The organism is Ponticaulis sp. (genome assembly GCF_029210165.1).
GTDB lineage: Bacteria > Pseudomonadota > Alphaproteobacteria > Caulobacterales > Hyphomonadaceae > Ponticaulis.
In genome coordinates this window covers 1,533,326-1,559,900 of the sequence record NZ_JARGNT010000001.1, presented here as the reverse complement: position 1 = coordinate 1,559,900, position 26,575 = coordinate 1,533,326, and the positions used below count along the sequence as shown (strand labels likewise).

Genomic DNA, 26,575 nt, shown 5'->3' with positions numbered 1-26,575 from the left:
AATGTCTGAGAGAAAAATTCTCTACGTCTCTGCGGCAGTGCTCATGCGCCCGGATCAGACCCTACTTCTGGCTCAACGCCCGGAAGGAAAGTCTATGGCGGGGCTTTGGGAACTCCCTGGCGGCAAGATCGAGCCCGGCGAAACGCCGGAAATAGCGTTGATACGCGAACTAAGGGAGGAGTTGGCCGTGCAGACCCATGCAAGCGCAGTGCGCCCGCTTACTTTTGCCTCCCACGCTTATGACAATTTCCACCTGGTGATGCCTGTCTTCCTCATCCGTGAATGGGATGGAGAGCCGGTTGCACAGGAAGGTCAGACGCTTGAATTCGTCGCGCCAGCCGATCTGAAAACCTATCCTGCACCAGAGGCAGACATTCCGCTTTTCAGCTTCATTGAAGATTACGCCTCAAAAGGAGGTTTCGCATGAGCGCCCGACGCAAGATTACCTCCTTCAGCAAGGCGAAAGGCGGCGCAACGTCTATCGAATACGGTCTTATCTGTGCGCTCATCGTAATCGGCCTGATTGCGGCGATTACCTCATGGGGCAATTCCGCGACAGACATGTATGAAGGTCTCGACGCAGACTGGGATGCAGCTCAGGGCGGTTGATCACCGCCCCGCTTTATCACCCGCTGGCAGCTCTTTTGCGCCTACCGCTTCAGCCATAGAGACTTTTGCAGAGCCCGGACGCTTCGGCTTTGGCTGTGAAGCGTGCGGCGCCCAGCCCGTCACCCAGATCAGATCCACCGTTACGCGCAGGCGACCATCCGCGTCAGCAAACTCGCTCGCATAGATTTGCGCAGCCCGCATCAGCACATCACGGCGTAACGGACGCCCTACGCCTTGCGCTGGCGCGTGCGTCTCACCGAGCGCCTGAAGATCACGCATCACGTCGAAAATTGTATCATAGCGGATGGTGAGCCGGTCACGGTCGCTCACCGGCAGCGCGAGCCCTGCCCTCTGCACAAGCGCGGACATATCAGCTGCATCCGCAAACGGAGAGACACGCATTTCTGCCCCGCCGGTCAGTTCGCTTTCCGCGCGCAGGAGAGACTGGCGAAGCTCAGTAAAGCTTGCCCCGCCTGCCAGAACTCCGACGAAGAACCCATCCGGCTTCATGGCGCGGTTGATCTGGATCAGCGAGCCTGGAAGGTCATTCACCCAGTGAAGCGCAAGCGGACTCACCACCAGATCAAAGCTTTCATCCTTGAAGGGCAGCCATTCCTCATCCGCGACCACGCCGCCTTCACCGACGCGCCCTTGTGCAAAATCGGTCTCGATCAGGTCACCGCAGAACGGGCCGAGTATCTCTTTCGTCTGCGCGCTATACCCGCCAAGGCAGAGCGCACGGTCGAATTTGCGCCCTGTTGAAGCAAGCCTGTCAGAAATATCTTCAAGCACACGCTTTTTCAGGAAGTCTGCCTGATGATAGCCTGCACTGGCACGCTCACGGCGGCGGCGCACTTGCGCGCGATTAAAGACTTCGGAGGTCGGGTTCTGCATCATGGCTGGAGATATGGACCGATCAGTGCCATCCGCCAAGGTGTTAGGCGTAGACCGCGAACGCCTTCGCAGCCTTTTCGGCTGGCTGAACCCCGGACAGTCTCTGGTAAGCGGGGATTCCCTTGCCGGTAATGCCCGCCTTTCGCCGGAAGAATTCGCGCAGCTAAACTTTATCTGCCAGCCATTCTGCGACAGCTGCGCCCTGCCCTTTGAGCGCGGCGAGGAGCACGGGCTTATCTGTGCGGCCTGCGCGGCGCATCCGCCCGTCTGGCATCAGGCACGCTCTGCGCTCGTTTATGATGATATCACCAGCCGGCTGGTCCTGTCTCTCAAACGCCGTGGCAACCGGAACGGATTGTCAGTCTTTGCAGAGTTTCTGACGTCTGCGGCAGGCGATGTGCTCACCACCGCTGATCTCGTTATCCCTGTGCCGATCCATTCGCGCCGCCTTGCCATGCGCGGCTTCAATCAGGCCGGATGGCTGGCAGCCGCCCTGAAAGACAAGCTATCCCTGCCCTATGACGAGTTTTGCATCCGCCGCGTAAAGGCGACGCCCAGTCAGGGCCATCTCAATGCCCGCCAGCGCCGCGCCAATGTGGCAGGGGCTTTCGAGCTGACAAAACGCGGCACGGAACGCATTGCCGGAATGCGCATTATTCTGCTGGATGATGTTTACACAACGGGCGCCACACTCACGGCCTGCGCACGCACACTTCAACGGGCGCGACCGTCCAATCTGGATGTCGTGACATTTGCCCGCGTTGTAGCGCCCGCAAATCCGACTATATAAGTCCGCGATCGGAGAATTATTGTTATGGCCAAGGTTGAAATCTATACGCGTCAGTTCTGCCCGTACTGCACACGCGCCCTCTCACTGCTCGACAAGAAGGGCGTGGAGTACACGCATGTCGACGCTGGTATGGACCCGCAAAAGCGTCAGGAAATGATCCAGCGCGCAAATGGCGGCAGCACCTATCCGCAAATCTTCATCAATGACGACCATATTGGCGGCTGCGACGAGATGTTTGCGCTGGAGCGCGCAGGCAAGCTGGACCCGCTTCTGTCACAAGCTTAAACGACACCGCCATGGTCAAATACGCCCTTCAATGTCTGTCCTGTCAGTCCCCGTTCGAAGCCTGGTTTTCAGGCTCGGATGCGTTTGACCAGCAGAAAGAGAAGGGCCTCGTCACCTGCCCCGAATGCGGCAGCGCTGACGTGAAGAAGCAGATCATGGCACCATCGGTGAGCGGCACCAGAAAGCGCGGTGATACCGTGCCTGCTGCCGCTTCCACGCCTGACCAGAAAATGGCCGAGATGATGCGCGCCGTGCGCGACCATATCGCCTCCACGCACGAATATGTCGGCTCGGATTTTGCCAGGAAAGCCCGCGCTATGCATGAGGGTGAGGCAGAGGCCAAACCCGTCTGGGGTGAGACCACACTCGAAGAAGCCAAAGAACTGATTGAGGACGGCGTCTCTGCTGTCCCTCTGCCCGAAGCCGCGACACCAGCCAAACCGGTCGATCAGAAAAAACTCAACTAAAACACGCCTCGGCGGGGAACCTTCATTCCGCCAGCGCATTTCTTCTCCATCAACTGATCCGCTCAGCACTGGAGAAAGACATGAAGAATTATCTGAAGATTGCCAGCATGTGCATTTTCGCCCTCGCCCTGACAGCGTGCAACACAATTGATGGTGCCGGTCAGGATGTCGAAGAAGCAGGCGAAACCATTCAGGACGCTGCTAACTAAACCCCTCTACGGAATTTCCCGTTCCTTCCAAACTGCACGCGCTTGTCATCCCCATGGCAGGCGCGTTTTTCTATTGCCAGCCGCCGCGCACGCGCCAATATATTCAGCGTATCTGTATCGGAGAGACGCATGAAAAACTGGATGAAGCTCGCAGCCCTCACACTCATCACGCTGACGATTGCAGCATGCAACACGGTTGAAGGCATTGGCCGCGATCTCGGCGAAGCTGGCGATACCATCGAAGATGCCGCGCGCAACAACCGTAACTAAGCGCTCGTGCCTGTGTCGTTAAAAGCAACACTTTGCGCGCTCGGGCTGACGCTCGGCCTTGTCGCCTGCTCCAGCGCGCAGGAGCCACCCCGCCCTGACGGATTTACCTCCATCACAGATGCCGTCCCGGGCATCGCAACGGAAATCCGCTATTTCACGGATGAGAATTTCGTCGGCCGCCCGATCAACGGCTATGAGGCCCCGCTTTGCATTCTCTCGGTTGAGGCGGCAGAGGCTGTAGCTTCGGTTCAGGAAAGGCTGTCTAGCTTCGGCCTCGGTCTGAAAGTCTTTGACTGCTACCGCCCACAGCGCGCCGTCTCCGATTTCGCTGCATGGGCCGCAGACCCAGAGGATGTTGCGCGGCAGGCAGATTACTATCCAAATGTACCCAAGGATGAGCTGTTCGAACGCGGCTATATCGCCGAACGCTCCGGCCATTCACGCGGCAGCGCAATAGACCTCACCATTGTAGACCTTTCCACCGGCGAAGAACTCGACATGGGCTCATCCTATGACCTGTTCGATACCCTCTCCCACCCGTCAGACCCGCGCCCGTCCGCCGAAGCGCGCGCCAATCGCATGCTGTTACAGCGCCTGATGGTGGAGGCAGGCTTCAATGCGCTTGAAGAGGAATGGTGGCACTTCTGGCTCGCAGATGAGCCCTATCCGGACACGTATTTCGACTTCGTGGTGGAGTAGCCCAACTGTCATCCCGGAATGCGGAACGCATATCCGGGACCCAGTCACACCATCACGCCATTTGCTGGGTCCTGGGTCTTCGACCGGGAAGACAATAGTAGCGTGTTCTTTCTGGCGCACTTCGTCCCTCAGTACGCCCTACGGTAAAACGGAGTTCGCGAACTAAGAAGGTAACGTATCGAGTTCTTGTGAAAAAAGCAGAGCAGCGCCTATTGAAAAGAAAACTATGTAGGCAACAACAGAGTATCGTACCCCCAGGTTTTTTATATCTCTGCGTTTAGTAAGCCATAAGATCGTTAAGCTCCCAAAGAACCAAAACAGAAGGATATAAACTCGCGGCCCAAATAAAATAATGCCTTCCGAAATACTCCAGACCAGAAGAGCATCGATGAACAGCAACAGCGCTCCCACGCCGATTATAATCATACGCAAGAATTAATCTCCTTATTCCTCGATTGCGCCAGACACACCCATCACCCGATCTTACGGACCAGACGCTAACAGTCCCGTAGGGCGTACTGAGGGACGAAGTGGGCCAGAAAGACTCATTCTCCGAATTTCCCTTCATCGACCGGCACCCACGCAATTCCAAACTCCCGTTTGAAACGATGCCAGCTTGAGTATGGCCAATCATCGGGATCATCGACAAGCCCGTGTTTCACCGGATTGGAATGGATGTAATTGACGTGCGTTTCAAAATCGCGCTCATCGCGAATGACGTGGTCCCAATAGCGCCTTTGCCAGATGCCTCGCTCGCGCGCGCCGGTTGCATCCGCGGGGTCTAAGTCTTTGGGCACAGCCCTTGAAAAGAGTGACTTGATACGCATCCACCGCGTTGGAAAATCGGCGTCGCCTTCAGGCAACTTCAATATGCAATGGAGATGGTCCGGCAATATGCAAACCGCGAGGGTCTCAAAGGGGCGCTCTTTAGCAACCTGAACCCATGAAGCGCGCAAATCATCAATGCGATCCACCAGAAGACGGCTTTTCCGCTTCTTCAGATTGACCGTGAAGAAGCACATGGAACCCGGCGTGAAATAGCGTCTGTAATCCGGCATTCAGCCAGAATGAATGGGCAAACAGGCCGGAACAAGTTTTTTTGGCGCACTTCGTACCTCAGTACGCCCTACGGTGAAAGCGCTCACTCTACTTCGCGAAGGTCCCATTCGTCTAAAAGAGCCAACGCATCATCCGTAATGGTCTCCCAATTCCGGATCTGTTGGATCGGAAAATTGATTTGAAGTAACAAAAATGGTCGCGCGAGGAAGTGCACAGAGCAGCTTCCGGCTCGCAACTCCCCTCGCGCAAGCGCAAGGGCACTCCGGTCGCAGGTGAGGCTGATTTCACCGTATTTTTCTGAATTCCAGAGAAAACGACGTCCCAATTGGTGGTCTGACTGGAAAACATCATATTCATCTTCGATATGCTCGCCTTCAAACGGCTCCGTTGGAAGAACTTCGTTCACACCAACTTCTTCTCCTCGACGAATACGAGCGGTATATTCATCATCAACGCCTCTCAATGTGACGAATATCCGAGCATCAACCCATTCGTCCAAAACGTCATGCGGAAGATGAAGCTCGCCATCTTGCAAATAGAGAGCTAGATACAAGACAATGGATGTGTATTTTCCATCGCTCAGTTCTTCTCCGAACGCGCGGAACAGACGTCGATAGGCATCTCCAGGAACAGAAAGGCGATAAAGCTCTACATCGATACCCTGATCGTGGCGGCGGCCTTCCAATATCGTTGAATCTATGGTTAGCTCGTAAGGAAATTCGGCGGGCGGGTCCTCCGGCATATTATCCGTGACCGACTGAGAACACGCGCCAAAATTGAGCATCAGCGTGACCATAAATGCCACTAAAAAACCCGTAGGGCGTACTGAGGGACGAAGTGCGCCAGACACACCCATCACCCAATTTTCCGGACGAGACGCTTCACCTCCATCATGAGGCGCTGGATATCCTGATCACGTGAGAGGCGGTGTTCGCCGTCTTTAATCAGTATGAATTCCACATCAGCCGAGGCGAGCGCGTCCTGCACTTTCAGCGCGTGGGTCCATGGCACATCCGGGTCAACCTTGCCCTGAATGATGGTAACCGGCACGGAGAGGTCAATCGGGTCGTCCAGAACCGACCATTGCGCGCCATCTACGATCAGAGAGCGGGTGATCGGATATGGCTCGCCATAAGGGGTCGGGCGCATCCACACGCCTTTTTCCATAATCTCTTTGCGCGCGTTTTCCGGCAGATCATGCCACATCAGCTTGGAGGTAAAATCCGGCGCAGGCGCGATGAGCACCATGCCGACAACGCGTTCTTTTCGGGCCTTGGCCGTAAGCAGAGACATCCACCCGCCCATGGACGAGCCAATCAGGATGAGCGGGCCGTCGGAAAGCTCATCAATCGCGGTGAGGCAATCCTCCCGCCAACGCGAAATCGTGCCCTTTGCAAAGTCGCCCGAGCTTTCGCCATGGCCGAAATAGTCAAAGGCCAGATAGCCAAGCCCTTCAGCCTCAGCGAGCTCTTTTACGGCGATGGCTTTGGAGCCTGCCATGTCGGAGTTGAAGCCGGAGAGCCAGACAAGCGTTGGTGAGTTGGCAGAGCGCTCAATCTTCGTGTAGGCAAGTGTTTCACCATCGGCGCGTGTCAGTGTCGGCATATCAGGCCTCATTTCAGGTCGTGTCTTTAGGGTCTTCATATCTTGGTTAAGCCTGGCCTCACCGTCCTGCAAGTCATTCCCGAGCTTGATGCAGGCGGCGCAGAGCGAACAACGCTTGAGATTACGCAAGCGCTGGTGAAAGCAGGCTGCCGGTCTATCGTCGTCAGCCAAGGCGGGCGCATGGAAGCCGAACTGGCCGAGCTGGGCGGCGAGCTGATCAGACTTCCGGTGAAATCAAAGTCACCGGCAAAGCTCTGGGCGAACCGTAAGGCGCTGATTGATATTATCCGGCGCGAGAAGGCTGATATTGTCCATGCCCGCTCACGTGCGCCGGCATGGAGCGCGCTCTGGGCGGCGCGGGCGACCGGCACGCACTATGTCACCACATATCATGGCGCATATGGCGGCACATCGGCGCCTAAAACCCTTTATAATTCGGTGATGGCGCGCGGCGAGATCGTGATCGCCAATTCCTATTATATCGCAGACCATGTGAAGGCTGTGCACGGCGTGCCGGACGAAAAGCTGGTCGTCATCCAGCGCGGCGTGGACCTTGAAAGCTTTGATCCGGCTGTGATCGACAGCGCCAAAGTATCCGCCCTTCGCGCAGAGCATGCCCCTGACGGCCAGCGCCTAGCCATTCTGCCGGGCCGGCTGACCGACTGGAAGGGCCAGAAAGTACTGATCGAGGCGCTGTCTCTCCTGCCGCGAGGTGCGCTTGTTGGCACACGGTTTGTGATGTTTGGCGATGCACAGGGCCGCGATGAGTATGTTGCCGATCTCAAAAATGCGATTGGTAACTCAAATATTGACGAATTCGTTAGAATTTCAGGTCATTACACAGACATGCCTGCTCTTTATGCTGCGTCAGACATGGTGCTTGCGCCTTCCAAACGTCCAGAAGCCTTCGGCCGCGTCGCCGTTGAGGCTCAGGCTATGGGTAAGCCGGTGATTGCATCAGACCATGGCGGACAGCGCGAAACGGTGATCCCGGGTGAGACCGGCTGGCTCGTTCAGCCCGATGATGCCGCCTCCCTTTCCGACGCCATCCGGCAATGGCTTGAAATGTCAGCAGAAGACCTGTCTGGTCTGTCTGCGGCGGCGCAAAACTGGGCACGGAACAATTTTTCCACGGCGCTGCTTCAGGAAAAAACACTCGCTGTGTATGACAGGGTGATGCAAGAGGGGCCGAACTGATGGCGAAGGTCATCGAAAATCCGGGTGAGAGCGCGACGAAAGTGCTGATCATCAAGCTAAGTGCGCTTGGTGATTTCGTGCTGGCGATGGGCGCAATGCGCGCGATCCGCGATCACCACCCGTCTGCCCAGATCACTCTTCTCACCACTCCGCCTTTCGAACAGTTTGCCAAGGCCTGCCCGTATTTCGACCGTGTTGAGACGGATGGTCGCCCGAAGGATACCTCCAGCACGACCCGCATGCTGCGCCGTCTTCGCGCCGAGAAGTATGACATTGTCTACGATCTGCAGAATTCAGGCCGCACCAGCAATTATTATCAGGCGCTGCGCCCGCGTCCGCCGCTCTGGTCGGGTATTTCCAAGGGTTGTCAGTTCCCGCACAACACGCCTTACCGCAATGAAATGCACTCGATAGAACGTCTGGCCGAGCAGATCTCGATCGCGGGCGTCGGACCTGTAGGCGGGTATGAGTTCGGCGATGTGCCGATGGAAGACTTTGAATGGCTGGAGTCGACGCTGGGCAATCCGCCGCGTCTGCAGCCGGCTTATTTCTCGCTGCGCGGGCCATATGCCCTGCTGATTCCGGGATCATCTGCGCACCGCGTCGCCAAGCGCTGGCCGGAAGAGAATTATCTCGAAATTGCCAAATGGCTGTCCGAAGCGGGCATAACGCCGGTCGTGATTGGCGGTAAGGCTGAGAGCGAGATCGGCAATATGGTGGCGCGCGGTGTGCCGGGGGCGAAGTCTCTCTGCACGCGGACCGACCTCTTCCAGGTAGCAGCGCTCGGGCGTCATGCAACGCTGGCTATCGGCAATGATACCGGACCGATGCATATGGTCACTCTGGCGGGCTCTCCCGGGGTCGCGCTGTTCGCAACGAGCGAGTCGAGTCCGGACCTTGCACGCCCGCGCGGCAGCAATGTCATCGTGGTAGAATCCGATATTCTGGAAAATGTGAGCCTGAACGACGTGAAACAGGCTATTTTAGGCCTTGACGTCCTGCCGAAAACTTGAATTTTCCGCCAGATCGGTCATATTCTTTCCAGCAGTAATAATAATAGGAGCATCTGCCATAGCACGTCGACCAATGCCGGCTAAGCCGCCGCAAAAATCCGGACCGCGTATCAATGAGGACATTCGAGTCTCACGCGTCCTTCTGATTGATGAAAACGGAGACAAACAAGGGGAAATGCCAATCGCTGCCGCGCTCGAAGCTGCGTCGGAAGCCGGTTTGGACCTTGTTGAAGTGTCGCCTAATCAGGAAGTTCCGGTTTGCAAGATTCTCGACTACGGCAAGCTCCGGTTTAACGAGCAAAAGAAAAAAGCTGAAGCTCGTAAGAAACAACGCACCGCAGACCTCAAAGAAATCAAGATGCGTCCGAATATCGACACGCACGATTACGAGGTCAAAACCAAAGCCATGAACCGCTTCTTTGAAAGCGGCGACAAAGTCAAAATCACGCTCCGCTTCCGCGGCCGTGAAATGGCACACCAACACCTCGGCATGGAACTCATGAACAAGGTGAGGACAGACTTTGATGAGGTCGCGAAGGTCGAGCTCGAGCCAAAGCTCGAAGGTCGCCAGATGATCATGGTGATGGCACCGCGCTGATAAAGCGCACCATTTCAGACCAGAATTCCGGAAACGCGCGAAGAAATTCGCGCGTTTCCGGAATTCTAAAACTACTTACAGTCGCATATACAAGCTGGGCACTTTTCAATTGATAGAAAGCCTGTGGGTGAAATGCTATCAACCTGCGCACGGAGGGTGTGATGCTCGAGGGACGTTTCTGGGACCTGATCGACGAAGGCGCGAGCTATGATGAAGTGGAAAATGCACTTCTCGAGCTGGCGACCCCCTATGGCGTTGAAGTCGTGTCCTGCCTCGAGTTACGCGCCCCGACAAATGACAGCTCCCCTTTTATCGGCCGCATGTTCGGCAAGCGAGACGGTGAATACCTCACACGGTATCGCAAGCTGAACCTCGCCGAGCATGATGTTGTGGTTCAACACGTCCCCCGCACCGAAGCCGGCTTTTACTGGGGCGACGTAAAGCACAAAGCCGTCACGCGTGAGCAGCAGGACGTGTTCTCCATCGCTGCCGAGCACAATATGAAGGACGGCCTGGTGTCGCCTTTTTATGGCATGAACGGCAGGATCGGTTTCACGGGTTTCTGGGGCGTCGAAATCTGCAAGGATCCGCGAACGCGTCGTCTCCTCGACGCAGCGGGACACGAGCTCTATCGATACGCCTATAGAAAAGCTGCCGAAGATGGCGAAGCTGCAGAAGTCCGCGACACGGTAGATCTGACAGACCGTCAGCTTGAGGTTCTTTACTGGGCCTCCAAAGGCAAAACGGACTGGGAGATGGCGCAGCTCCTGAAAATCGCAGAACCTACCGTGAACCGCCATGTCGAAATGGCCAAGAAGCGTATCGGCGTCCGGTCCCGAACTGAGGCAGTTCATTACGCGCTGATGCACAGGCTCATTCGTCCGTTCTGATCCGAATTATTACCACTTGTGTTTTAGGGTGTAGCACCTCACCTTCGTAGGCAGACATTTCGTCCGCTTGTGAGAGATACCCATGCCTATCGATCCGACCCTGCAGGCTTTTCTGAACTCTTTTAAACTGCCTGATCTGTTCAAACCGGATTTCACACTCACGGATTTTTCCAAAGCGGACTGGAAAGAAACGACCGACCGTCTGCGCCAGAGCTTTTATCGCAGCACTCGATCTGTCGAGAGCGATGCGCCCCAGCTTGCACAGACTGACAATATCATTGTCGACGGCGCTGAAGGCCCGCTAAAAGCCCGCGTCTACACGCCATTAGCGGCCGGGATTGGCCAGCAACCGGCCATACTTTTCTTCCATGGCGGCGGCTTTGTGGTGGGAGATCTCGACAGCCATGAAATGATTTGCATCCGGCTGGCGCATGCCTCGCGGTGCCGGGTCATCTCCATCGATTACCGGCTTGCGCCCGAGCACAAATTCCCGTGCGCGCATGACGATGCGATCGCGGCCTATGACTGGCTTTTGCGCCGCGCAAAGGACTTCTCCATCGATCCGGACCGTGTCGCCGTTGCTGGTGACAGCGCTGGCGGAAACCTTGCCGCATTCGTCAGCCAGGAAATGGTCCGGCGCGGCGGAAACGAGCCAGCCTTCCAGCTACTGCTCTATCCGCTTGTCCAGTTCGTAGACATCAAATCGCGCGGCCTGACCTTTCAGGAAGGCTTCTTCATATCGCCCGGCCTGTTTGACTTCTTCAAGACAAGCTATGTCGGCGAAGGTGAGGATGCCGACGCGATGGATCTTCGCGTCTCTCCTCTGTTCGCGCCGGAGGCCGATTTCAAAGGCCTGCCGCCCGCGCATGTCGTTCTGTGCGGCTGGGACCCGCTTAATGCGGAAGGTCGCGCCTATGCCGATAAACTGGCAGCCGCAGGTGTGCCGGTGACGGTGAAAGAACACCCAGGCATGGTGCACGGCTTCATGAATTTGACGGCTGTCTCTGTACCGGCCCGCGACGCTATCGCAAACGCTGGCGAAATTGTCGGCAGAGCGCTCGGCTCACTCTGAGCCGGACATAAAAAAAAGGCACTCCCGAAGGAGTGCCTGAGTCATATCTTAACATGGAGAATTTGGTTCACCCGCGCCTTTCGGAGCGGATGAACCGGATGTCGATCAATTAGAAGCGAGCACCGAAGCTTACTTTAACCGTACGACCGAACGGGTTGTGTGTGTACGGATCGTAAGGAAGGTCGAACTGAGCAGATGGAGCATCTTCGTCGAAGACGTTCACAACAGTCAGACCGAAGTTCAGGTTTTCGCCAACTTCAGTCGTGTAGAACAGATCAACAGTCGTCTGAGAGTCGATCTCTGAGTCGTCACGACCGTTTAGTGGAGTAATGTCACCGCGCTCGTCGTCATAAGACGTGACGTGACGGAGAACCGCACGAACGTTGTTGTTACCCCATGGTGCGTCGAAGTTGTAGTTCGCGAACAGGTTCGCTTTCCACTGCGGCAGAGAGCGAAGGAAGTTCGAACGGTTGAACTGGCCAACCACATCGCCACCAGTGATCGTCCGGTCTTCGACGAGGAAGTCACCAACTTCATAGTTGAAGATGTAAGTGGCTTCACCACCGAGTGTGAACTCACCACCGTTTGGCATGCCGAACCATGTGTTCTCGACACGAAGGTCGATACCAGATGTTTCGATGTCCGGACCGTTGATGATGTTCGTCTCGATACGTGAGATCGTAGACGCAGACGGTGCAGTCGGATCGTTGAACTGGATACGGTTCAGGATTCCGTCATCATCGGTTGTCGCTGTAGACAGAGCCTGAACAGCTGCGTTCACGATCGGGTTGTGATCTTCCACAATGATCGGATCAGTAAAGTCGAAGCTATAAAGGTCGGCAGATGCGTAGAAACCGCCTTCTTCGAAGATAGCACCGATATTGTAGCTGAATGCAGATTCAGGGTTCAGGTTCGCGTTACCGAATGTATCAACCGCTTTAAACGCTGATGTCGGCGCGATGAACTGAAGCGTCGTTGCGCGACCAGACAGCTGGTTCAGAGACGGACCACGGAAAGAGGTCTGAGCCGAACCACGAACCGTGATCTGATCCGTTGCCTGCCAGCGCGCTGCGAATTTCGGGTCAAAAGTCGAACCGACTTCGCCGCCGTAATCCTCGTAACGCATAGCCAGCTGAACATCGAGGTCTTCGAAGAGAGGAACCTGAAGTTCGCCGAACAGAGCGTAGATTGTCTGGCTCTCATCAAACTGGTTTGTACCCGCGAGGAATGAGAATGGACCATTGCCGGATGGGCCTGGAGTGACCGCAAGGTCTGTGATCGGGAATGGATCAACCTTGTAAGACTCACGACGGATCTGCATGCCTGCAGCCCAGCCAACCGCGCCGCCAGCAGCCTGAACACTGCTCGTTCCGGAAAGAACGGCATCAAATGTCAGAAGGCTTGTTTCTGCTTCGATACCATTGCCGTCAATCAGCCAGTCAGCCAGTGTTGCGGAGTTCGCAACGGATGGATCATAGCCTGGGTTCGCTGTGCCTGTGATTGCACCAGCCGGGATCGCGTTAGAGAACGGGTTATAGTACTCACAAGCACCAGCGCCCGCAGTCAGGGAACCTGTATAACCTGCTGCGAATGGTTGCGTGCCTGTTGCAGGGTCAAAACCGGTTACAGGGTCTGTACAGACACCAAAACCTTGCAGAGCTGCTGTCAGGCCCACAATGTAGGCATCAGGGCTCGCACGTTCTGCTGTTGTCTGAGAGTACCCAAGACCAACATCCCACGAGATGCCGTTCTCGAATTCACCCGTCAGATCACCAGCAAGGCGGAGCGTGTCATAGTCACGATAGCCTTCACCAGCACCGCTAGCTGTACCAGGGTTTCCGCCCCAGCCGAATACACGACCAATGAAGAGTGCACCAATTCCTGCATCAAGCGGAGTACCAGGGTTTGCCGCGATGTACGACTGATAGCCTGGATGGCTCGCTGGTACGAACTGGCTTGTCAGAACCTGCGGCGGGTAAGACGGAGACGTCTTCCAGCTTGGAACTTCTGTAGACGCGTAGAGTGCTTCAAGGTGAAGATCGATGCCGCTCGCGAGCGTTGTGTTGAATTCGGAGAAGATGTTCAGACGCTCTTCTTCCTCAACGAGGTTGCCGAACTGAGTGAACTGAAACCGGCAGTCACCGATTGTCGGGTGGAGCTGACCACCGACATCAAGACAGCCATTATCGACATGCGTGCCGATTGGCGCGCCCGTTGCACCGATAACAACATAACGGCCCGGGTTAGACAGAGATGAATAACCTGCGACTTCGTTTTCGGTGATCAGCGGTGTGCCAATTGTGTCGAGGTTCGACGCTTCTGAACGGAAGTCATAGCTGACCGTTGTCACCCAGCTCGAACTCTCACCCTGCCAGCCATAAGACGCAGACAGGTTATACTCGCCGTCAGTGCCTTCAAATGTCTGATAGCTGCCGTTGACTGCAAAACCGTCAAGGCTGTCATTCGTGATGAAGTTTACAACGCCTGCAATCGCGTCAGAACCATAAAGAGCGGCCGCGCCGTCTTTCAGGACTTCCACACGAGCAATCGCCGCAGATGGGATGTTGTTCGTGTCTACGAAGAGCTGTGCCTGCTCGCCGATACCAAACGGAGAATATGTCTGACGACGACCGTTGATCAGCACGAGTGTACGTGCAGGACCAAGGCCACGCAGGTTGATGTTTGATGTACCTTCGATACCGTTAGAACCAAACTGGTTCGTTTGACCGTCAACACCGGAGGATACCCCCAGATTACGGATCAGCTCGTCGATGCGCGGATTACCTTCGAGCCGAAGGTCTTCAGCAGACAGTACATCTACAGGCAGCGCCGCATCTTCCGGCGTACCCGCAATGAAGGAACCCGTTACAACAACTGTTGTCTGACGTGCTTCTTCGTCCTGTGCAAAGGCCTGCGGGCTGCCGATAAGCAACGCTGCTGCAGATGCACCAAGCAAAAGTTTAGAAAAGTCTCGCATTTCTCTCCCTCGTAATTCTTGAGTATAAAACTCTGATATCGCCCACTTTTCGGGACGTTCGAGGATGAAGAGTATGCCGGGATTAAATCTTGGAAAGGCCGAATATGTTTTGCACCGCACAACTCGCATTGGAACTCAGTTCCAAAATATGAAACTCATTATTCTTCTTGAGAATAAGCAGAATAATTTTCAAGTATAATTGAAAAAGCCGTGGGAAATACAGTTTAAAATGAAGTCAAATACTCCCTTTACTGCACTTGGAAATGATTTCGCAGATGCAGTAGAGCCTGCGAATTTTCCAAAGCTGGTGTTGCGATATCGCAACAATCGCGTACTGAATAATACTATTCTACATAGTCTTTCGCCCGAAAACTGGCTGAATCACTTCGGTAGATTTGCGCCTTTGCCGGAAAATCAGCCCAAACCGCTCGCCATACGGTATCACGGCCATCAGTTTCGTTCTTACAATCCGCAAATCGGTGACGGGCGTGGCTTCCTCTATGCGCAGCTGCATGATGAACATGATCAACTTTATGATTTAGGCACTAAAGGCAGCGGCCAGACACCGTATTCACGCAGCGGAGACGGGCGTCTCACACTAAAAGGTGGTGTTCGTGAAGTACTTGCAACAGAAATGCTTGAAGCAAGTCATGTACCTACATCAAAGACTTTGAGCCTCATCGAGACGGGTGAGGAGCTCTACAGAAGCGATGAACCGAGCCCGGCCAGATCCTCTGTTCTGGTACGCGTTCAAAAAACACACGTCCGGTTTGGGATATTCCAGCGCCTCGCCTTTTACAAAGATGCGGCGAATATGGAGACATTGCTGGACTACTGCAGGACCCACTTCTTTGCCGAGATCGACACAGCCCCTGCAGCAGAGCTCGCGCCTTTGCTTCTGACCGAAATCACGAAGCGGACAGCGAACATGGTCGCAAGCTGGATGGCTGCCGGATTCGTGCACGGCGTCATGAATACCGACAATATGGTCGTGACGGGCGAGACCTTCGACTTCGGTCCTTATCGCTTCCTGCCCGTTTCCGACCCGAAGTTCACGGCAGCCTATTTTGATGAATGGGGGCTCTATGCCTTTGGCCGCCAGCCGCAGGCCGCGATATGGAACCTGCAACAACTGGCTGGCGCGCTCACGCTGGTCGCGGAAGCTGAAGACCTGTCCGAAAGCCTTGGCGCCTTTGAACTGGCATACCAGACAGCGCTGCGGGACCACACCTTCTTCCAGCTGGGGCTGCTACCTGAACATCTGGAGACCGATCTCAACTTCCTTACCGAGCTGTTCGGCTGGATGACGGAAAGCCAGGTGCCATGGCACCAGTTCTTCTTTGACTGGTTCTGTGGTGAGAAGAGCGAAACGCGCGCAAATAACAGCCCATCAGCGGAGCTCTACACCCGCGAAGACTTTGGAACTGTGCGCGAATATCTGCGCCACTATAAAGCTGATCGCCCGGAACGACTGGCACACCCTTACTTCCAGCGCCCTTCTCCGGAAACGCTTTTGATCGACGAAATCGAAACCCTCTGGTCCGCCATCGCTGATAATGATGACTGGTCTCTGTTCGAGACCAAGCTGAACGGCATCGCAGAAAAAAGAAAAGCCCTGCTGGGATAGCAGGGCTCGTCTTGAAGCTTTTGGCGTCCGGAAGGATCAGGCTTTTGCCTTCACCGTCGCAAACTGAGGCGCGATGGTGAAGTTACGCGCCAACTTCAGCTTCTCCATAACAAGGAAGAACGTCCCGTTATAATCGAAGATACGATTCCAGAAGCCTGTACGAGGCAGGTGCAGAATGGATACCGGCTGATCATGGTGGTGATCATGGAAGGCTTCGCCGCCTGTCAGCAATGCCAGGAAATAGGTGAACCATTTCGGCATCTCCAGATGGCCAAACACGTTAATGCCCAGAACGGTTGCGTGGAACTGGATCGCGCGGCCGATTACGACAGATGCGTGGATCAGAAGCGTGATGATGAGATCACCGCCCGCCATCCAGACAATACCGTAAATGATCGCCGGAAGCAGGAAGTGCACGACGGCAGCCAGCAGGTTGTAGTTCTTGTCACACACGCGAATGATCACGTTGTTCTTCAGCCAGAGCGGCATAGGACGCTTCAGGTCTTTCTCGTCGCGGAACAGAATCCAGCCAACCCATGCCCAACGCTTGCTTTCAAACGGATTGTGCGGATCGCCCGGCTGGTCTGCAAACCGGTGATGCTGTGAGTGGTAGTTGATCCAGTCTTTGATGGAGCCCTGCATCGCGATCAGCACGTTGATCATAACGATCAGCTGCGCCGGTGCTTTCAGCTCGCCTGCTTTGTGCTGCCAGACGCGGTGAAGACCGCCAATACCAATATTACAGATGAACACTGTCAGCGCGATCACGCCAACAACGATAGGCGCGTAATACCAATGGAGCTGAACGCTTTCCATCAGAAGGCCCGAAATGATTGCTGCTGTCATGCCAATGATGCCGAGTGCCGGATACAGAAAGGCTGAGAACAGGCTGCCGAAATCAAAATTCTTGAATGACTTCGGAATAGCGAGGGAGCGCGGCAAAATCTGTCGCTGTTGTGACATTATAAATATCTCTCTCTTCATCGAAATTGGTTGGAACTTCAGAAAACAAGACCTCCCCGATCCATAATTCTGAAAACCGTTCTCAGTGCCAAAATGCCGAAATTTGACGCATGTGTCATCTTTAATTTTCGGTCATGCGGCGATTTTTAGCGCTTCCAGACCACAGCTGCGGCGCAAGTTCAACCGCCCCGCGCAGCTCATTCAAACGCACGTGATCGCACCCCTTGAATCTTCACGCAAAAGCGCGAGCTTAGACCAGCAGTTATACATTTCCTGATTATGGAACCCATCAATTAAGCAATTGTTCGATCTTGCAGCCCTCCTATGCGAGCCGACAGCTTTACTTCTGCGCTGAAGTTTCCTTTGGTCAGAGTAGAAAAACCGAAAGGATTAAACTTGGTTTCCGAGCTTCACTCTCACGCTGCGCGACTTGACGGTCTGGATCTGACCACACTAGCCGCTGCTCGTTCCGGCGAAACGCTGGATGCTTGCGGATGGCACATTGATCTGGCGCGCCAGAAGCTGGATGCCGAAGCAGATGCTGCACTTCTGGAGTTTGCAGCAGAGCGCAAAATCTCTGACGGCATTTCCCGCATGTTTAGCGGTGCGCATGTGAATGTGTCCGAAGACCGGGCTGTCATGCACTGGGCGCTGCGCGTCCCGCCGGAAAAGGCAACAGGCCCAGCCAAGGACATTCAGGCGTCTCTTGAACCTGTCATGGCCTTTGCCGAAAAGGTCCGCGACGGCAAAGTCCTGCGGGGTATCGAGACGGTTCTGCATATCGGGATTGGCGGGTCCGACCTCGGCCCTCGCCTGCTCTATGACGCGTTCTCGCAGACCCATCTGGGCGCAATTGACGTGCGTTTTGCTTCCAACATCGATCCGATGGATCTGGAGCGCGCACTCGACGGTATTGATCCCGCCACGACGCTGGTCATCGGCATTTCCAAGTCCTTCTCTACAGAAGAGACCAAATACAATCTCGATCGCGCACGTGACTGGCTAAAGAAAAGCCTTGGCGATAAATGGCCATCTCATCTGGCCATCGTCACAGCCAATCCGGATAAAGCCAATGAATGGCTCGGCATTCAGTCAGACCAGCTGTTCGGCATGGCAGACAGTATTGGTGGACGCTTCTCTTTATGGTCGGCTGGGTCTCTCAGCTGCGTCATCGCGTTTGGGTCCGACTGGTTCAAAGCGCTCTTGTCTGGCGCGCACGCCATGGACGAGCATTTCCGCACAGAAGACCTCAAGACGAATATTCCGGTACGCCTCGCGCTGATTGACTATTGGAACATGACGCTGCGCGGCGTCGAGTCAGAGATGGTTCTGGCCTACTCAAACGCGCTGCGTCTTCTGCCGTCCTATCTGCAGCAATTGCTACTGGAATCGAACGGCAAGCAGGTGTCGCCTGACGGTACTGCAATCCCTGCCCGCTCCATCGTGGCCCATTGGGGCGGTGAAGGCTCTATCGGCCAGCACTCTTTCCACCAATGGCTTCACCAGGGCACGAGCAATCTGGCCGCAGAGTTCATTATCGCGACGATTAAAGGCTCTGAACCAAAAGGAACAGCATCGCTGATTGCACATGCACTTGCTCAGTCTGAAGTCCTGGCAAACGGCTATCGCGATGATGACATTGCTAAGGAAGAGCCAGGCCTGACACCGGAAATCGCAAAACAGAAGGTTCTGCCGGGCGGCAAGCCATCCATGATTTTTGCCTGCCGTGATTTCACGCCGGAAACCTTTGGCGCCCTGGTCGCCATGTATGAACACCGCGTCTTCGTGGGCGGCATGCTCTGGGGCGTAAACAGCTTCGACCAGTGGGGTGTCGAGCGCGGTAAAAAGCAGGCCGGAGAAATCAGAGAAGCTTTGATTGAAGGCAAGCCATGCGCTGATCCGATCACGCAGGGACTTGTCACTTACTTCAGCTGATCTCTACCGGCCAGTTATCGAGATACTAGGGTATGTCACGGATCAGAACTTCCGAAGACGCTGTGAAAGCATAGCTAACCTCCGGAAGTAGAGGGATGGTGGGCTGGTATGCGTAATTGATACTGATATCCGCATACGTCTCACCGTACTTCTCAATGAGCTGGACATTTGGCGTGAAGGTTCCCGCCAGTGTTGTCCCCAAATTGCTGGCTACAAGAGCCTGGATGTCGTTCGCCGTCGGATTGTCCATGGTATAGGCGATCCGTGCGACACGCTCGGTCGTATTCTGCGCCTGCTGCAGACCAAAAAAGCCCACACCAATGTAGAATACCGTCAGCACGAAGCCGACAATGACCGGAAAGACAAACGCAAACTCCACGGCGGAGACCCCGCGCTTGTCCTTTGAAAAGTGGAATAATCGGGTCTTCAGAAGACCATAAGCTGAGGCACTCATCTCAATCTCATGACGATCTGCTTTTCGAGGGTATATTCCTGCCCCAGAAAATCATTGGAAGTAGACGTGACATCGATTTCTGCGAGTACACGCGCCCGGCTCCGGTCCGGGCATGTCATAGAACAGAGGGGCGCCTCATCCGCCGCTTCAGCTGTGAAGCGGGTGAAGAAAGGCTGATCCGTCTGAACGTCTCCTCCGGAGTAATTCTGCGGACATCCGCAGAAAACATCGAGTTCTGTAATCGTAAGCGTCGCGCTGGACCGATAAGCGTCCGAAAGGACGAAGCGCGCCGTCTGCACAAATTGCCCAGGTGTAAATTCGTAGGTGCCATCGACCATTTCTCGGGTCGGCTGGAATCCACTCATTTCACCATCCAGAACCTTGTCGGCGAGATAGTATGCGGATGCCGTCACCGCAGCGTCGAGACGCTGGCGGTCAAGCAGTTTGAAGGAATACGTGATCGCCGACATCGCAATAGCGATGGCAATCGGAGATATCAGAGCAAACTCGGTTGCCGATATCCCGCTACGATCCTTGAAGAAAGCCTTCAGGCCTGTCCACATCGTAACTAACTAGCCGATAACAATACACCGGAGCGACCCAGAATTTCACGCACACCCAACGCCGAACACTGGGCGTTGGTAAAACTTGAATTGCCTGTCAGATTGACCTGGCGCGCAACAAGGTGAGTACACCCGCTATCGCTGCTCGAGCCTCCGACATAGTTGACTGTCTGATTTGGAAAATAGAGCGCGCCTTCCAGGCGGCTGTTTGCTTGCCCGATCAGGTTCACATCCAGCGTTGTCGGCTGCGTTTCACGGTCTGCAAACATGATCAGACCGGAATATTCTCCGCTTGTTTTTGCGGTCAGGTCCACAAGACCGCCATTTGGCAGATCAATGGTACCACCGTTCACAAAGATGAAGGTAACGTTCTCACCGAACAGACCCGCATTGCTGGACCGCAGAGTTATAGACACACCATCAATGATAAAGGTGCCACCTGCTTCCAGATATATTTCGCCATTCGTTCTGATGTCCGCGCAGTACCGGCCTGACGCCATCGTCATGGACCGACGCGCACCATGGCCCGGCGTTTCACACGGCATCAGATCGATGCCTGTAGGCGCATCCACATCATCATAAGGATCAGACGCGCGCCGCCAGCCGGTTTTCACCGCCGGGCAGCTGTTGAGCGTGATGTTCGCTTCGCCATACACACCGCCGGACACATAGGCACACGAAGAGGTCAGCGTACTGGAGCCATTCAGATCGAGCCCGTTCGGGTCAATGGAGTTCGATTGTACCGCGCAGTCAGGAATGCCGACGTCTGCTGTACCTGTAATATTGAGCGCGGCTGGCTGGACTGGATCAAGCGCCAGAATACAAAGCGGCTCGATCGGCTCGATGATCAATGCCGTCGCCTCACGCGTCAGGTCCACATCACCGCCCATGAGGAGAGATGAGAAGAAGTGGCTCTGTCGTTGGGTAACGCTGACCTGCACGCCTTCTTTGCCAGCGTGATTTCCGGAAGCGACAGGTGTGTTGATGGTGATGGTCGCATCCGCAATGTCGAGGCCGTTCTCATGCAGCATGCCCATCGCGGCAAACTGCAGCGCGCCAACATCATCTGTAAGATACGTTTCGTGCGCAGCCGCAACCGCCGCAGCATCTGCCGCCAGCTGAAGGCGCTGTCCGCTCATCCGCCACATTCCGAAATCGGTTGCGAGGGCGAGCCCGCCGACAATCATAGGAAGAAGGAGTGCAAAAACGATCGCAGAGTTCCCGGCGTTGTCCGCCCGGAGCTCGCGCAGACGCACTGCGCCTGTCATCATTCTGGCCTCTGGTCTGCCCACTTTAATGTCTCACCGCTTATCTGTTCTCGGTTGAGCAAGCATTTTGGCAGCGCGGATTTAAATCATTGCTTTCGAAGAACCATGAATTTTAATCTTCGATATAAACCCGCGTTAAACATAATTTCGCGGCAGAGACATTCAGCCCGCCCCAAAGGCCGCTGTTGGATCATGTCGTCTCATGACGCTATATCCTTCTTAAGCAGTACCATCGTCACAGGAACGCATTCGCGACATGAAAATCACTTATCTGGGCCTCGGCGCTATGGGCGCACGAATGGCAGAAAACCTTATTAAAGCAGGCCATGAGCTGACGGTCTGGAATCGCACGTCAACAGCCGCTGAACCGCTTATTTCACTGGGTGCGAAGCCCGCGCCAACGCCAAAGGACGCCGCAACATCGGCAGACATCATCATTTCCTGTGTGCGCGATGACGAGGCTTCAAAAGCGGTCTGGCTGGATGAAACAAACGGCGCCATTCACGGCATGCCAGCTGACGCAATTGCCATAGAAAGCTCAACGCTAACCATTGAATGGGTTAAGGCGCTCGGCGAGGCATTCGCTGAAAAGTCCCTGGCATTCCTGGATGCGCCCGTACTCGGCTCGCGCCCTCAAGCGGAGGGCAAACAGCTCATCCACGTGGTGGGCGGTGAAGAAAATGTTTTCACAAAAGCGCGAGCCGTTCTCGCCGATATGGGCGGCGCACAGCATCTGATGGGCCCAGTCGGAACAGGCGCGGCAATGAAGCTCATGGTCAACTCTATGATGGGCGTTCAGGTGACCGCCCTCGCCGAGCTTCTGGCCGCCACAGAGAAAGGCGGCATCTCAAAAGCCCGCGCCGCAGAAGTGTTCGGGTCTACAATTGTCTGCTCACCGCAAATGAAAATCGTCTCCAGCCTTATGGCGCAGGGCACGCATAGCCCGCTCTTTCCTGTCGAGCTGATCGAGAAGGATCTCGGATATGCGGTGAAAGAAGCAGGCGGCGCAGACGCACTACCCGTAACCAGTTCTGCGCGGGACGTTTTCACCAAAGCGCTGGAAGCCGGTGATGGCGACCTCAATATGAGCGCTGTCGAGAAGCTCTACTAACGATCATTCAGTTCCCCGCTGGCTTTGCTGGCGGGGCATTTCCTTACCAGATGACCTCCCACACGAAGCCGTGAACCAAACGTGACGGCTGACCCACTTCCAATAAATAAACGACTGGTCTATTTTTAATCCATGGCACGCACACGAAACGATAAAACCTACACCGCATCCTATGACCGTCTCATCGAGACGGGCCTGACCCTGTTCCGCCGGAACGGATTTGATGCGACGGGCATTGGCGAGATCCTCGAAACGAGCGGTCTGCCAAAGGGATCATTCTATCACTACTTTCGCTCCAAAGAGGCGTTCGGCCTCGCCGTGGCGGATGTCTATCACCAGAACCAGATGCGGTTTGCCCGCTCGATCCTCAGCCGCGAGGATGCGCCGGAACTCGACCGGTTGCGCGAGTTTTTCAGCGAAGCCCACCTCATCTTCGAATCCATGAATTTTTCGGAAGGCTGTCTGATGTGCAATCTTTCGAACGAGCTCGGCAGCCAGAATGATGCCTTTCAGGCTGCGCTCTCCCGATACTGGAAAGAGCTATCCGCCGAGATCGAAACCTGCCTGACGCCGAAGGTTCTGAGCGAACTCGGCCTTACCCGCCTCACGCCGACAGAAGCCGCAGACGCTCTTCTGAACGGTTGGAGCGGTGCGCTCACACGCATGAAAGCAGAGCGTACCGAAGCCCCCCTGACCCTCTTCAAGAAAACCATGTTGAAGGACTAACTCCCCCCATGACTTCCCAGGTCTCCTCCCCGAAAACTGTACTTATCACCGGCGCCAGCCGCGGCATTGGCCTTCTGACGGCCAGGTCTCTCCTGGCAGAAGGCTATCATGTGTTTGCAGGCATGCGCGCACCTGAAACCCGCAACCGGAAAGCGGCGTCAGAGCTGCAAGAGCTCGCGAACACCAATCGCGGCAAGCTCACAATTCTCGACCTTGATGTGGCGAGCGATGAGAGCGTCGAGCGCGCCGTCGCAACCGCCCTCTCTTATGGCCCGCTTGATGCGCTGGTAAACAATGCCGGCGTTATGCCGGTCGGCATCACCGAGGCTTTCACCATGACGCAGATCAAGGATCTGTTTGAAGTGAATGTGTATGGCGTTGCCCGCACCGCCCGCGCGGTTCTGCCAGCGATGCGCCAGAACGGTTCCGGCATCATCATCAATCTCAGTTCAGCGGCCGGACGTCTGTCGCTTCCATTCTTCGGCATTTATTGCTCCAGCAAATGGGCGATGGAAAGCTATGTGGAAACGCTGAACATCGAGCTGGAAGGCTCCGGCGTTGAGGCGGTGATCGTACAGCCAAGCGCGCACCGTACTGACCTTGTCGCGACCTCGCCTGCCCCGAACGATACCGACAGGGCGACAGCCTATGGCGCGATGTCGGAAGGCGGCGACCGCATGCTTGGCATGTTCCAGTCTGCCTTCGACCAGAATGCCGAAATCAACGACGCACAGAACGTTGCGAACGCCATTCAGCACCTGATCGAACAGGACGGCCCGCGCCCTGTTCGCACGGTTGTTGGTGAGGATATGGGTGTCGATGGCATTAATCAGGCCGTCGCACCGTTCCAGAACGGCCTGATCGACCAGCTGAAAACGGTCTACGCACCGGCTTAATTGTCAGCTTCTGCCTTCTGCGCTTTGTAAGCACGAAGCGCTGCAAAAATGTTCGGTTGATCCTGCATCCAGATCGGGATCAGCCGAACAGCTATGAACTCTTCGGTTATGGCGACTACGCCCATAAAAATGGTCGGCCAGAAGAACCAAAGAGGTTCATGACCAACTAACAGTTCAAAAAGCACCGCATAATACGGAAGCGCCCAAAGTTTCGCTGACCAGAAGTGAAACGCTGCCCCGCGCCCGTATCGCATGAAATCATGCGCCGTGCTGATGCCTTTATAAATTCCTAGGGCTCCAATCGCCCCGAGAAGCGGCGCAAGCATCTCCAAGCGAAACACCAAAGCAAAGCCAGTGTAGGAAAGCACAAAGATCAGGTCAGCCCACCCGTCCGCACGCCGCAACAGCACGCTCACAACGTTCCATCGACGCGCAAGGATTCCATCATAAATATCGGAAAGCAAAGCCAGCGGTATGAGCAGTGCCGGGATCCACATGCTCCAGCCGAAAAATTGGAACAGCCACGGCGTCAGGCCGCACAATCCCCTGAACCAGACAAAGATCCAGGGGATTTTCGATTTCAAATCAGGAGACAAACTCGCCCTTGAGCGCGTCTTCGATCAGGTCGGCTGTCGCATCGACGCCATAGATCGCGATGAAGCCACCAAAGCGTGGTCCCTGAGACTGGCCGAGGCAGACCTCGTAAATCGCTTTGAACCAGTCGCGCAGATTCTCAAAGTTCTGAGACTTACCGGCCGTGAAGGTCAGTGTTTGCAGGTCTTCACCCGTCACCGGACCATCATAGCTTCGCAGGAGTGAGACCAGCTCTGTCAGAGCGGCACGTTCCTGATCGGTCGGCGCACGATAAACCTTCGCAGGCTTCACGAAGTCCTCATAGTAAGCGAGCGCATAGCCGACCAGATGGTCGAGGAATGGTGCGTTCTCCGGCGTTGCATCCGGCGCATACTTAGTAATGAAGCCCCAGATCAGCTCTTTAGAGTTCGCATTCGCCGCCGACACGAGGTTCAAGAGAAGCGCAAAGCTCACCGGCACGTTCAGCTCAGGCGGCTTGCCACCGTGAATGTGCCAGACAGGGTTTTCCAGCTGCTTGGCAGGCTCTTCAGCATGATACTTCTCAACGAAGGTGAGATACTCGTCCACCGCCTTCGGGATCACGTCGAAATAGAGCTTCTTCGCCGCGCGCGGCTTCTGCCACATGAAGAGCGCGAGGCTCTCCTGCGGGGCATATTTCAGCCATTGCTCAACCGAGATGCCATTGCCTTTCGACTTGGAGATTTTCTCGCCTTTGTCGTCGAGGAACAGCTCATAGACATATTGCTCTGGCGGGCGCTCACCGAGGATGCGGCAGATCTTGGAGTAGATCGGCGCGTTCGCCTGGTGGTCCTTGCCGAACATCTCAAAGTCGACGCCAAGCGCAGCCCAGCGCATGCCGAAGTCCGGCTTCCACTGCAGCTTCGCATTACCGCCCGTAACGGAGATGGTGACGTCTGACCCGTCTTCATCCTCGAATGTGATCTCGCCTTTAGCGGCATCGACATTTTTCATTGGCACATAGAGCACGCGGCCAGATTTCGGAGAGATGGGCAGGAATGGCGAGTAGGTTGCGCGGCGCTCCTCGCCGAGGGTCGGCAGCATCACACCCATGATCTCGTCATACTTTTCCGCAGCGCGCAGAAGCATCGGGTCATAAGTGCCGTTCTTGTAGAGCTCGGTTGCGGACGCAAACTCATACTCGAAACCGAAACTGTCGAGGAAGGCCCGCAGGCGTGCATTCATATGCGCACCATAGCTGTCATGCGTGCCAAACGGGTCTGGCACATCTGTCAGCGGCTTTTGCAGATATTCTTCAAGGCTTTCAGGGTTTGGAACCGTTGGCGGCACTTTGCGCATGCCATCCATATCGTCAGACACACAGATCAGGCGCGTCGGGATTTTGCCCTCTGTCAGCGTTTCAAACGCGACGCGTACCATCGTCGTGCGGACGACCTCGCCAAACGTGCCAATATGCGGCAGACCGGACGGGCCATAGCCTGTCTCGAACGTGACCGGACGTGTGAGCGGTTTGCCCTGTTTTTCCATCTGCTCAACGCGCTGTTTAAGCTTCTGCGCCAGCTCGAAAGGCCAGGCTTTAGCATTCGCTGCGAGAGTGGAAATGTCGGTCATTTTATCGGTTTGCCTTTAGTGATTAAACCAAGCGCGGGAGTTAGGCCTGATGGGACTTTGGGTCAAGGTTTTACGGGGAGTTGACGAACTTGTCATGACGGCGCGCAACATGTTCCGTCTTTGACCGCATCAGCACACACCCGGCTGCACACTCACGCCACCACATCTTAACGCTCACTCCGTCCGTATTAACCAGTTTTGACGGACGGTTAAA

Annotated in this window: 29 protein-coding genes; 18 read left to right on the top strand and 11 right to left on the bottom strand. The window is 55.4% G+C overall.

Annotated elements, in window-relative coordinates; genetic code table 11:
- Nucleotide 1 precedes the first annotated feature (1 nt).
- Together P1U45_RS07710 and P1U45_RS07705 are read left to right on the top strand one after the other, a co-directional pair.
- The gene (locus P1U45_RS07710; protein WP_301058537.1) at nucleotides 2–427 is read left to right on the top strand and encodes a (deoxy)nucleoside triphosphate pyrophosphohydrolase; all 426 of its coding nucleotides are present in this window, start codon (nucleotides 2–4) and stop codon (nucleotides 425–427) included.
- Nucleotides 424–609 carry a Flp family type IVb pilin gene (locus tag P1U45_RS07705; protein ID WP_293610261.1) on the top strand — a complete coding sequence of 62 codons (186 nt, stop codon included), beginning with the start codon at nucleotides 424–426 and terminating at the stop codon, nucleotides 607–609. The genes P1U45_RS07710 and P1U45_RS07705 overlap by 4 nt, the downstream gene beginning before the upstream one ends.
- Here P1U45_RS07705 and P1U45_RS07700 read toward each other — a convergent pair whose 3' ends face one another.
- Nucleotides 610–1,506: a methyltransferase domain-containing protein gene (locus P1U45_RS07700; protein WP_301058536.1), complete on the bottom strand. Its 897-nt coding sequence runs from the start codon at nucleotides 1,504–1,506 to the stop codon at nucleotides 610–612.
- Here P1U45_RS07700 and P1U45_RS07695 point away from each other — a divergent pair.
- From P1U45_RS07695 to P1U45_RS07670, 6 genes are all read left to right on the top strand, one after another.
- Nucleotides 1,505–2,293 (top strand): ComF family protein, encoded by a 789-nt coding sequence (locus tag P1U45_RS07695; RefSeq protein WP_301058535.1) that lies wholly within the window; start codon nucleotides 1,505–1,507, stop codon nucleotides 2,291–2,293. The two genes, P1U45_RS07700 and P1U45_RS07695, sit on opposite strands and share 2 nt — an antisense overlap.
- Nucleotides 2,294–2,317: 24 nt before the next feature.
- Entirely contained in the window at nucleotides 2,318–2,578 is a 261-nt protein-coding gene (grxC, locus tag P1U45_RS07690; RefSeq protein ID WP_301058533.1) for a glutaredoxin 3, read from the top strand.
- Between the two features lie 11 nt (nucleotides 2,579–2,589).
- Nucleotides 2,590–3,045 carry a DUF1178 family protein gene (locus tag P1U45_RS07685; protein WP_301058531.1) on the top strand — a complete coding sequence of 152 codons (456 nt, stop codon included), beginning with the start codon at nucleotides 2,590–2,592 and terminating at the stop codon, nucleotides 3,043–3,045.
- Nucleotides 3,046–3,125: 80 nt separating this feature from the next.
- Complete coding sequence (locus P1U45_RS07680) at nucleotides 3,126–3,254, top strand: entericidin A/B family lipoprotein (protein ID WP_081648793.1); 129 nt, start codon at nucleotides 3,126–3,128, stop codon at nucleotides 3,252–3,254.
- A gap of 129 nt (nucleotides 3,255–3,383) precedes the next feature.
- Nucleotides 3,384–3,524: an entericidin A/B family lipoprotein gene (locus P1U45_RS07675; RefSeq protein ID WP_022694344.1), complete on the top strand. Its 141-nt coding sequence runs from the start codon at nucleotides 3,384–3,386 to the stop codon at nucleotides 3,522–3,524.
- A gap of 111 nt (nucleotides 3,525–3,635) precedes the next feature.
- Nucleotides 3,636–4,223 (top strand): M15 family metallopeptidase, encoded by a 588-nt coding sequence (locus P1U45_RS07670; RefSeq protein WP_366144988.1) that lies wholly within the window; start codon nucleotides 3,636–3,638, stop codon nucleotides 4,221–4,223.
- 545 nt (nucleotides 4,224–4,768) lie between these two features.
- Here P1U45_RS07670 and P1U45_RS07665 read toward each other — a convergent pair.
- The 3 genes from P1U45_RS07665 to P1U45_RS07655 form a co-directional block, all read right to left on the bottom strand.
- Complete coding sequence (locus tag P1U45_RS07665) at nucleotides 4,769–5,245, bottom strand: transposase (RefSeq protein ID WP_301059287.1); 477 nt, start codon at nucleotides 5,243–5,245, stop codon at nucleotides 4,769–4,771.
- Between the two features lie 119 nt (nucleotides 5,246–5,364).
- Entirely contained in the window at nucleotides 5,365–6,132 is a 768-nt protein-coding gene (locus P1U45_RS07660; RefSeq protein ID WP_301058527.1) for a hypothetical protein, read from the bottom strand.
- A 5-nt stretch (nucleotides 6,133–6,137) separates the two neighbouring features.
- A complete protein-coding gene (locus P1U45_RS07655) occupies nucleotides 6,138–6,887 on the bottom strand; it encodes an alpha/beta hydrolase (RefSeq protein WP_301058524.1) in 750 nt (249 codons plus the stop codon).
- Between the two features lie 42 nt (nucleotides 6,888–6,929).
- On the opposite strand from P1U45_RS07655, the gene P1U45_RS07650 reads away from it, so the two are divergent.
- The 5 genes from P1U45_RS07650 to P1U45_RS07630 all read left to right on the top strand — a co-directional run bounded on the left by P1U45_RS07650 (nucleotide 6,930) and on the right by P1U45_RS07630 (nucleotide 11,657).
- A complete protein-coding gene (locus P1U45_RS07650) occupies nucleotides 6,930–8,084 on the top strand; it encodes a glycosyltransferase family 4 protein (protein ID WP_301058522.1) in 1,155 nt (384 codons plus the stop codon).
- Complete coding sequence (locus P1U45_RS07645) at nucleotides 8,084–9,097, top strand: glycosyltransferase family 9 protein (RefSeq protein ID WP_301058520.1); 1,014 nt, start codon at nucleotides 8,084–8,086, stop codon at nucleotides 9,095–9,097. Before P1U45_RS07650 ends, P1U45_RS07645 begins: the two co-directional genes overlap by 1 nt.
- A 73-nt stretch (nucleotides 9,098–9,170) precedes the next feature.
- Nucleotides 9,171–9,695 (top strand): translation initiation factor IF-3, encoded by a 525-nt coding sequence (infC, locus tag P1U45_RS07640; protein ID WP_293610251.1) that lies wholly within the window; start codon nucleotides 9,171–9,173, stop codon nucleotides 9,693–9,695.
- A gap of 161 nt (nucleotides 9,696–9,856) precedes the next feature.
- Nucleotides 9,857–10,585 carry a LuxR family transcriptional regulator gene (locus P1U45_RS07635; protein WP_301058518.1) on the top strand — a complete coding sequence of 243 codons (729 nt, stop codon included), beginning with the start codon at nucleotides 9,857–9,859 and terminating at the stop codon, nucleotides 10,583–10,585.
- Nucleotides 10,586–10,667: 82 nt separating this feature from the next.
- Complete coding sequence (locus P1U45_RS07630) at nucleotides 10,668–11,657, top strand: alpha/beta hydrolase (RefSeq protein WP_301058517.1); 990 nt, start codon at nucleotides 10,668–10,670, stop codon at nucleotides 11,655–11,657.
- 109 nt (nucleotides 11,658–11,766) lie between these two features.
- Here P1U45_RS07630 and P1U45_RS07625 read toward each other — a convergent pair whose 3' ends face one another.
- Nucleotides 11,767–14,634 (bottom strand): TonB-dependent receptor, encoded by a 2,868-nt coding sequence (locus tag P1U45_RS07625; RefSeq protein ID WP_301058516.1) that lies wholly within the window; start codon nucleotides 14,632–14,634, stop codon nucleotides 11,767–11,769.
- 229 nt (nucleotides 14,635–14,863) lie between these two features.
- Here P1U45_RS07625 and P1U45_RS07620 point away from each other — a divergent pair, with 229 nt between their 5' ends.
- Complete coding sequence (locus tag P1U45_RS07620; protein ID WP_301058514.1) at nucleotides 14,864–16,261, top strand: protein adenylyltransferase SelO family protein; 1,398 nt, start codon at nucleotides 14,864–14,866, stop codon at nucleotides 16,259–16,261.
- A gap of 36 nt (nucleotides 16,262–16,297) precedes the next feature.
- On the opposite strand, the gene P1U45_RS07615 is transcribed toward P1U45_RS07620, so the two are convergent.
- Nucleotides 16,298–17,224, bottom strand: coding sequence for an acyl-CoA desaturase (locus tag P1U45_RS07615; RefSeq protein WP_293610246.1), 927 nt, complete (start codon nucleotides 17,222–17,224; stop codon nucleotides 16,298–16,300).
- Nucleotides 17,225–17,620: 396 nt separating this feature from the next.
- On the opposite strand from P1U45_RS07615, the gene pgi reads away from it, so the two are divergent.
- On the top strand, nucleotides 17,621–19,159 hold the full coding sequence (gene pgi / locus P1U45_RS07610) for a glucose-6-phosphate isomerase (protein WP_301058512.1): 1,539 nt from the start codon (nucleotides 17,621–17,623) through the stop codon (nucleotides 19,157–19,159).
- A 25-nt stretch (nucleotides 19,160–19,184) separates the two neighbouring features.
- Here the strand turns inward: pgi and P1U45_RS07605 are convergent, their stop codons facing one another.
- The 3 genes from P1U45_RS07605 to P1U45_RS07595 are packed head-to-tail and all read right to left on the bottom strand — an operon-like array spanning nucleotide 19,185 to nucleotide 21,447.
- Nucleotides 19,185–19,613: a TadE/TadG family type IV pilus assembly protein gene (locus P1U45_RS07605; RefSeq protein ID WP_301058511.1), complete on the bottom strand. Its 429-nt coding sequence runs from the start codon at nucleotides 19,611–19,613 to the stop codon at nucleotides 19,185–19,187.
- Complete coding sequence (locus P1U45_RS07600) at nucleotides 19,610–20,176, bottom strand: TadE/TadG family type IV pilus assembly protein (RefSeq protein WP_293610243.1); 567 nt, start codon at nucleotides 20,174–20,176, stop codon at nucleotides 19,610–19,612. The genes P1U45_RS07605 and P1U45_RS07600 overlap by 4 nt, the downstream gene beginning before the upstream one ends.
- Before the next feature lie 5 nt (nucleotides 20,177–20,181).
- Nucleotides 20,182–21,447 carry a pilus assembly protein TadG-related protein gene (locus P1U45_RS07595; protein ID WP_301058510.1) on the bottom strand — a complete coding sequence of 422 codons (1,266 nt, stop codon included), beginning with the start codon at nucleotides 21,445–21,447 and terminating at the stop codon, nucleotides 20,182–20,184.
- A gap of 253 nt (nucleotides 21,448–21,700) precedes the next feature.
- Between P1U45_RS07595 and P1U45_RS07590 the strand changes: the two genes are divergently transcribed.
- The 3 genes from P1U45_RS07590 (at nucleotide 21,701) to P1U45_RS07580 (ending at nucleotide 24,177) form a co-directional block, all read left to right on the top strand.
- Complete coding sequence (locus P1U45_RS07590; protein WP_301058509.1) at nucleotides 21,701–22,555, top strand: NAD(P)-dependent oxidoreductase; 855 nt, start codon at nucleotides 21,701–21,703, stop codon at nucleotides 22,553–22,555.
- 132 nt (nucleotides 22,556–22,687) lie between these two features.
- Nucleotides 22,688–23,281 (top strand): TetR/AcrR family transcriptional regulator, encoded by a 594-nt coding sequence (locus tag P1U45_RS07585; RefSeq protein WP_301058508.1) that lies wholly within the window; start codon nucleotides 22,688–22,690, stop codon nucleotides 23,279–23,281.
- Nucleotides 23,282–23,289: 8 nt separating this feature from the next.
- Nucleotides 23,290–24,177: an SDR family oxidoreductase gene (locus tag P1U45_RS07580; protein ID WP_301058507.1), complete on the top strand. Its 888-nt coding sequence runs from the start codon at nucleotides 23,290–23,292 to the stop codon at nucleotides 24,175–24,177.
- On the opposite strand, the gene P1U45_RS07575 is transcribed toward P1U45_RS07580, so the two are convergent.
- Both P1U45_RS07575 and P1U45_RS07570 read right to left on the bottom strand, forming a co-directional pair.
- A complete protein-coding gene (locus tag P1U45_RS07575) occupies nucleotides 24,174–24,761 on the bottom strand; it encodes a CDP-alcohol phosphatidyltransferase family protein (RefSeq protein WP_301058506.1) in 588 nt (195 codons plus the stop codon). The genes P1U45_RS07580 and P1U45_RS07575 overlap by 4 nt on opposite strands.
- Before the next feature lies 1 nt (nucleotide 24,762).
- Nucleotides 24,763–26,361: a lysine--tRNA ligase gene (locus P1U45_RS07570; RefSeq protein WP_301058504.1), complete on the bottom strand. Its 1,599-nt coding sequence runs from the start codon at nucleotides 26,359–26,361 to the stop codon at nucleotides 24,763–24,765.
- Nucleotides 26,362–26,575: the final 214 nt, after the last annotated feature.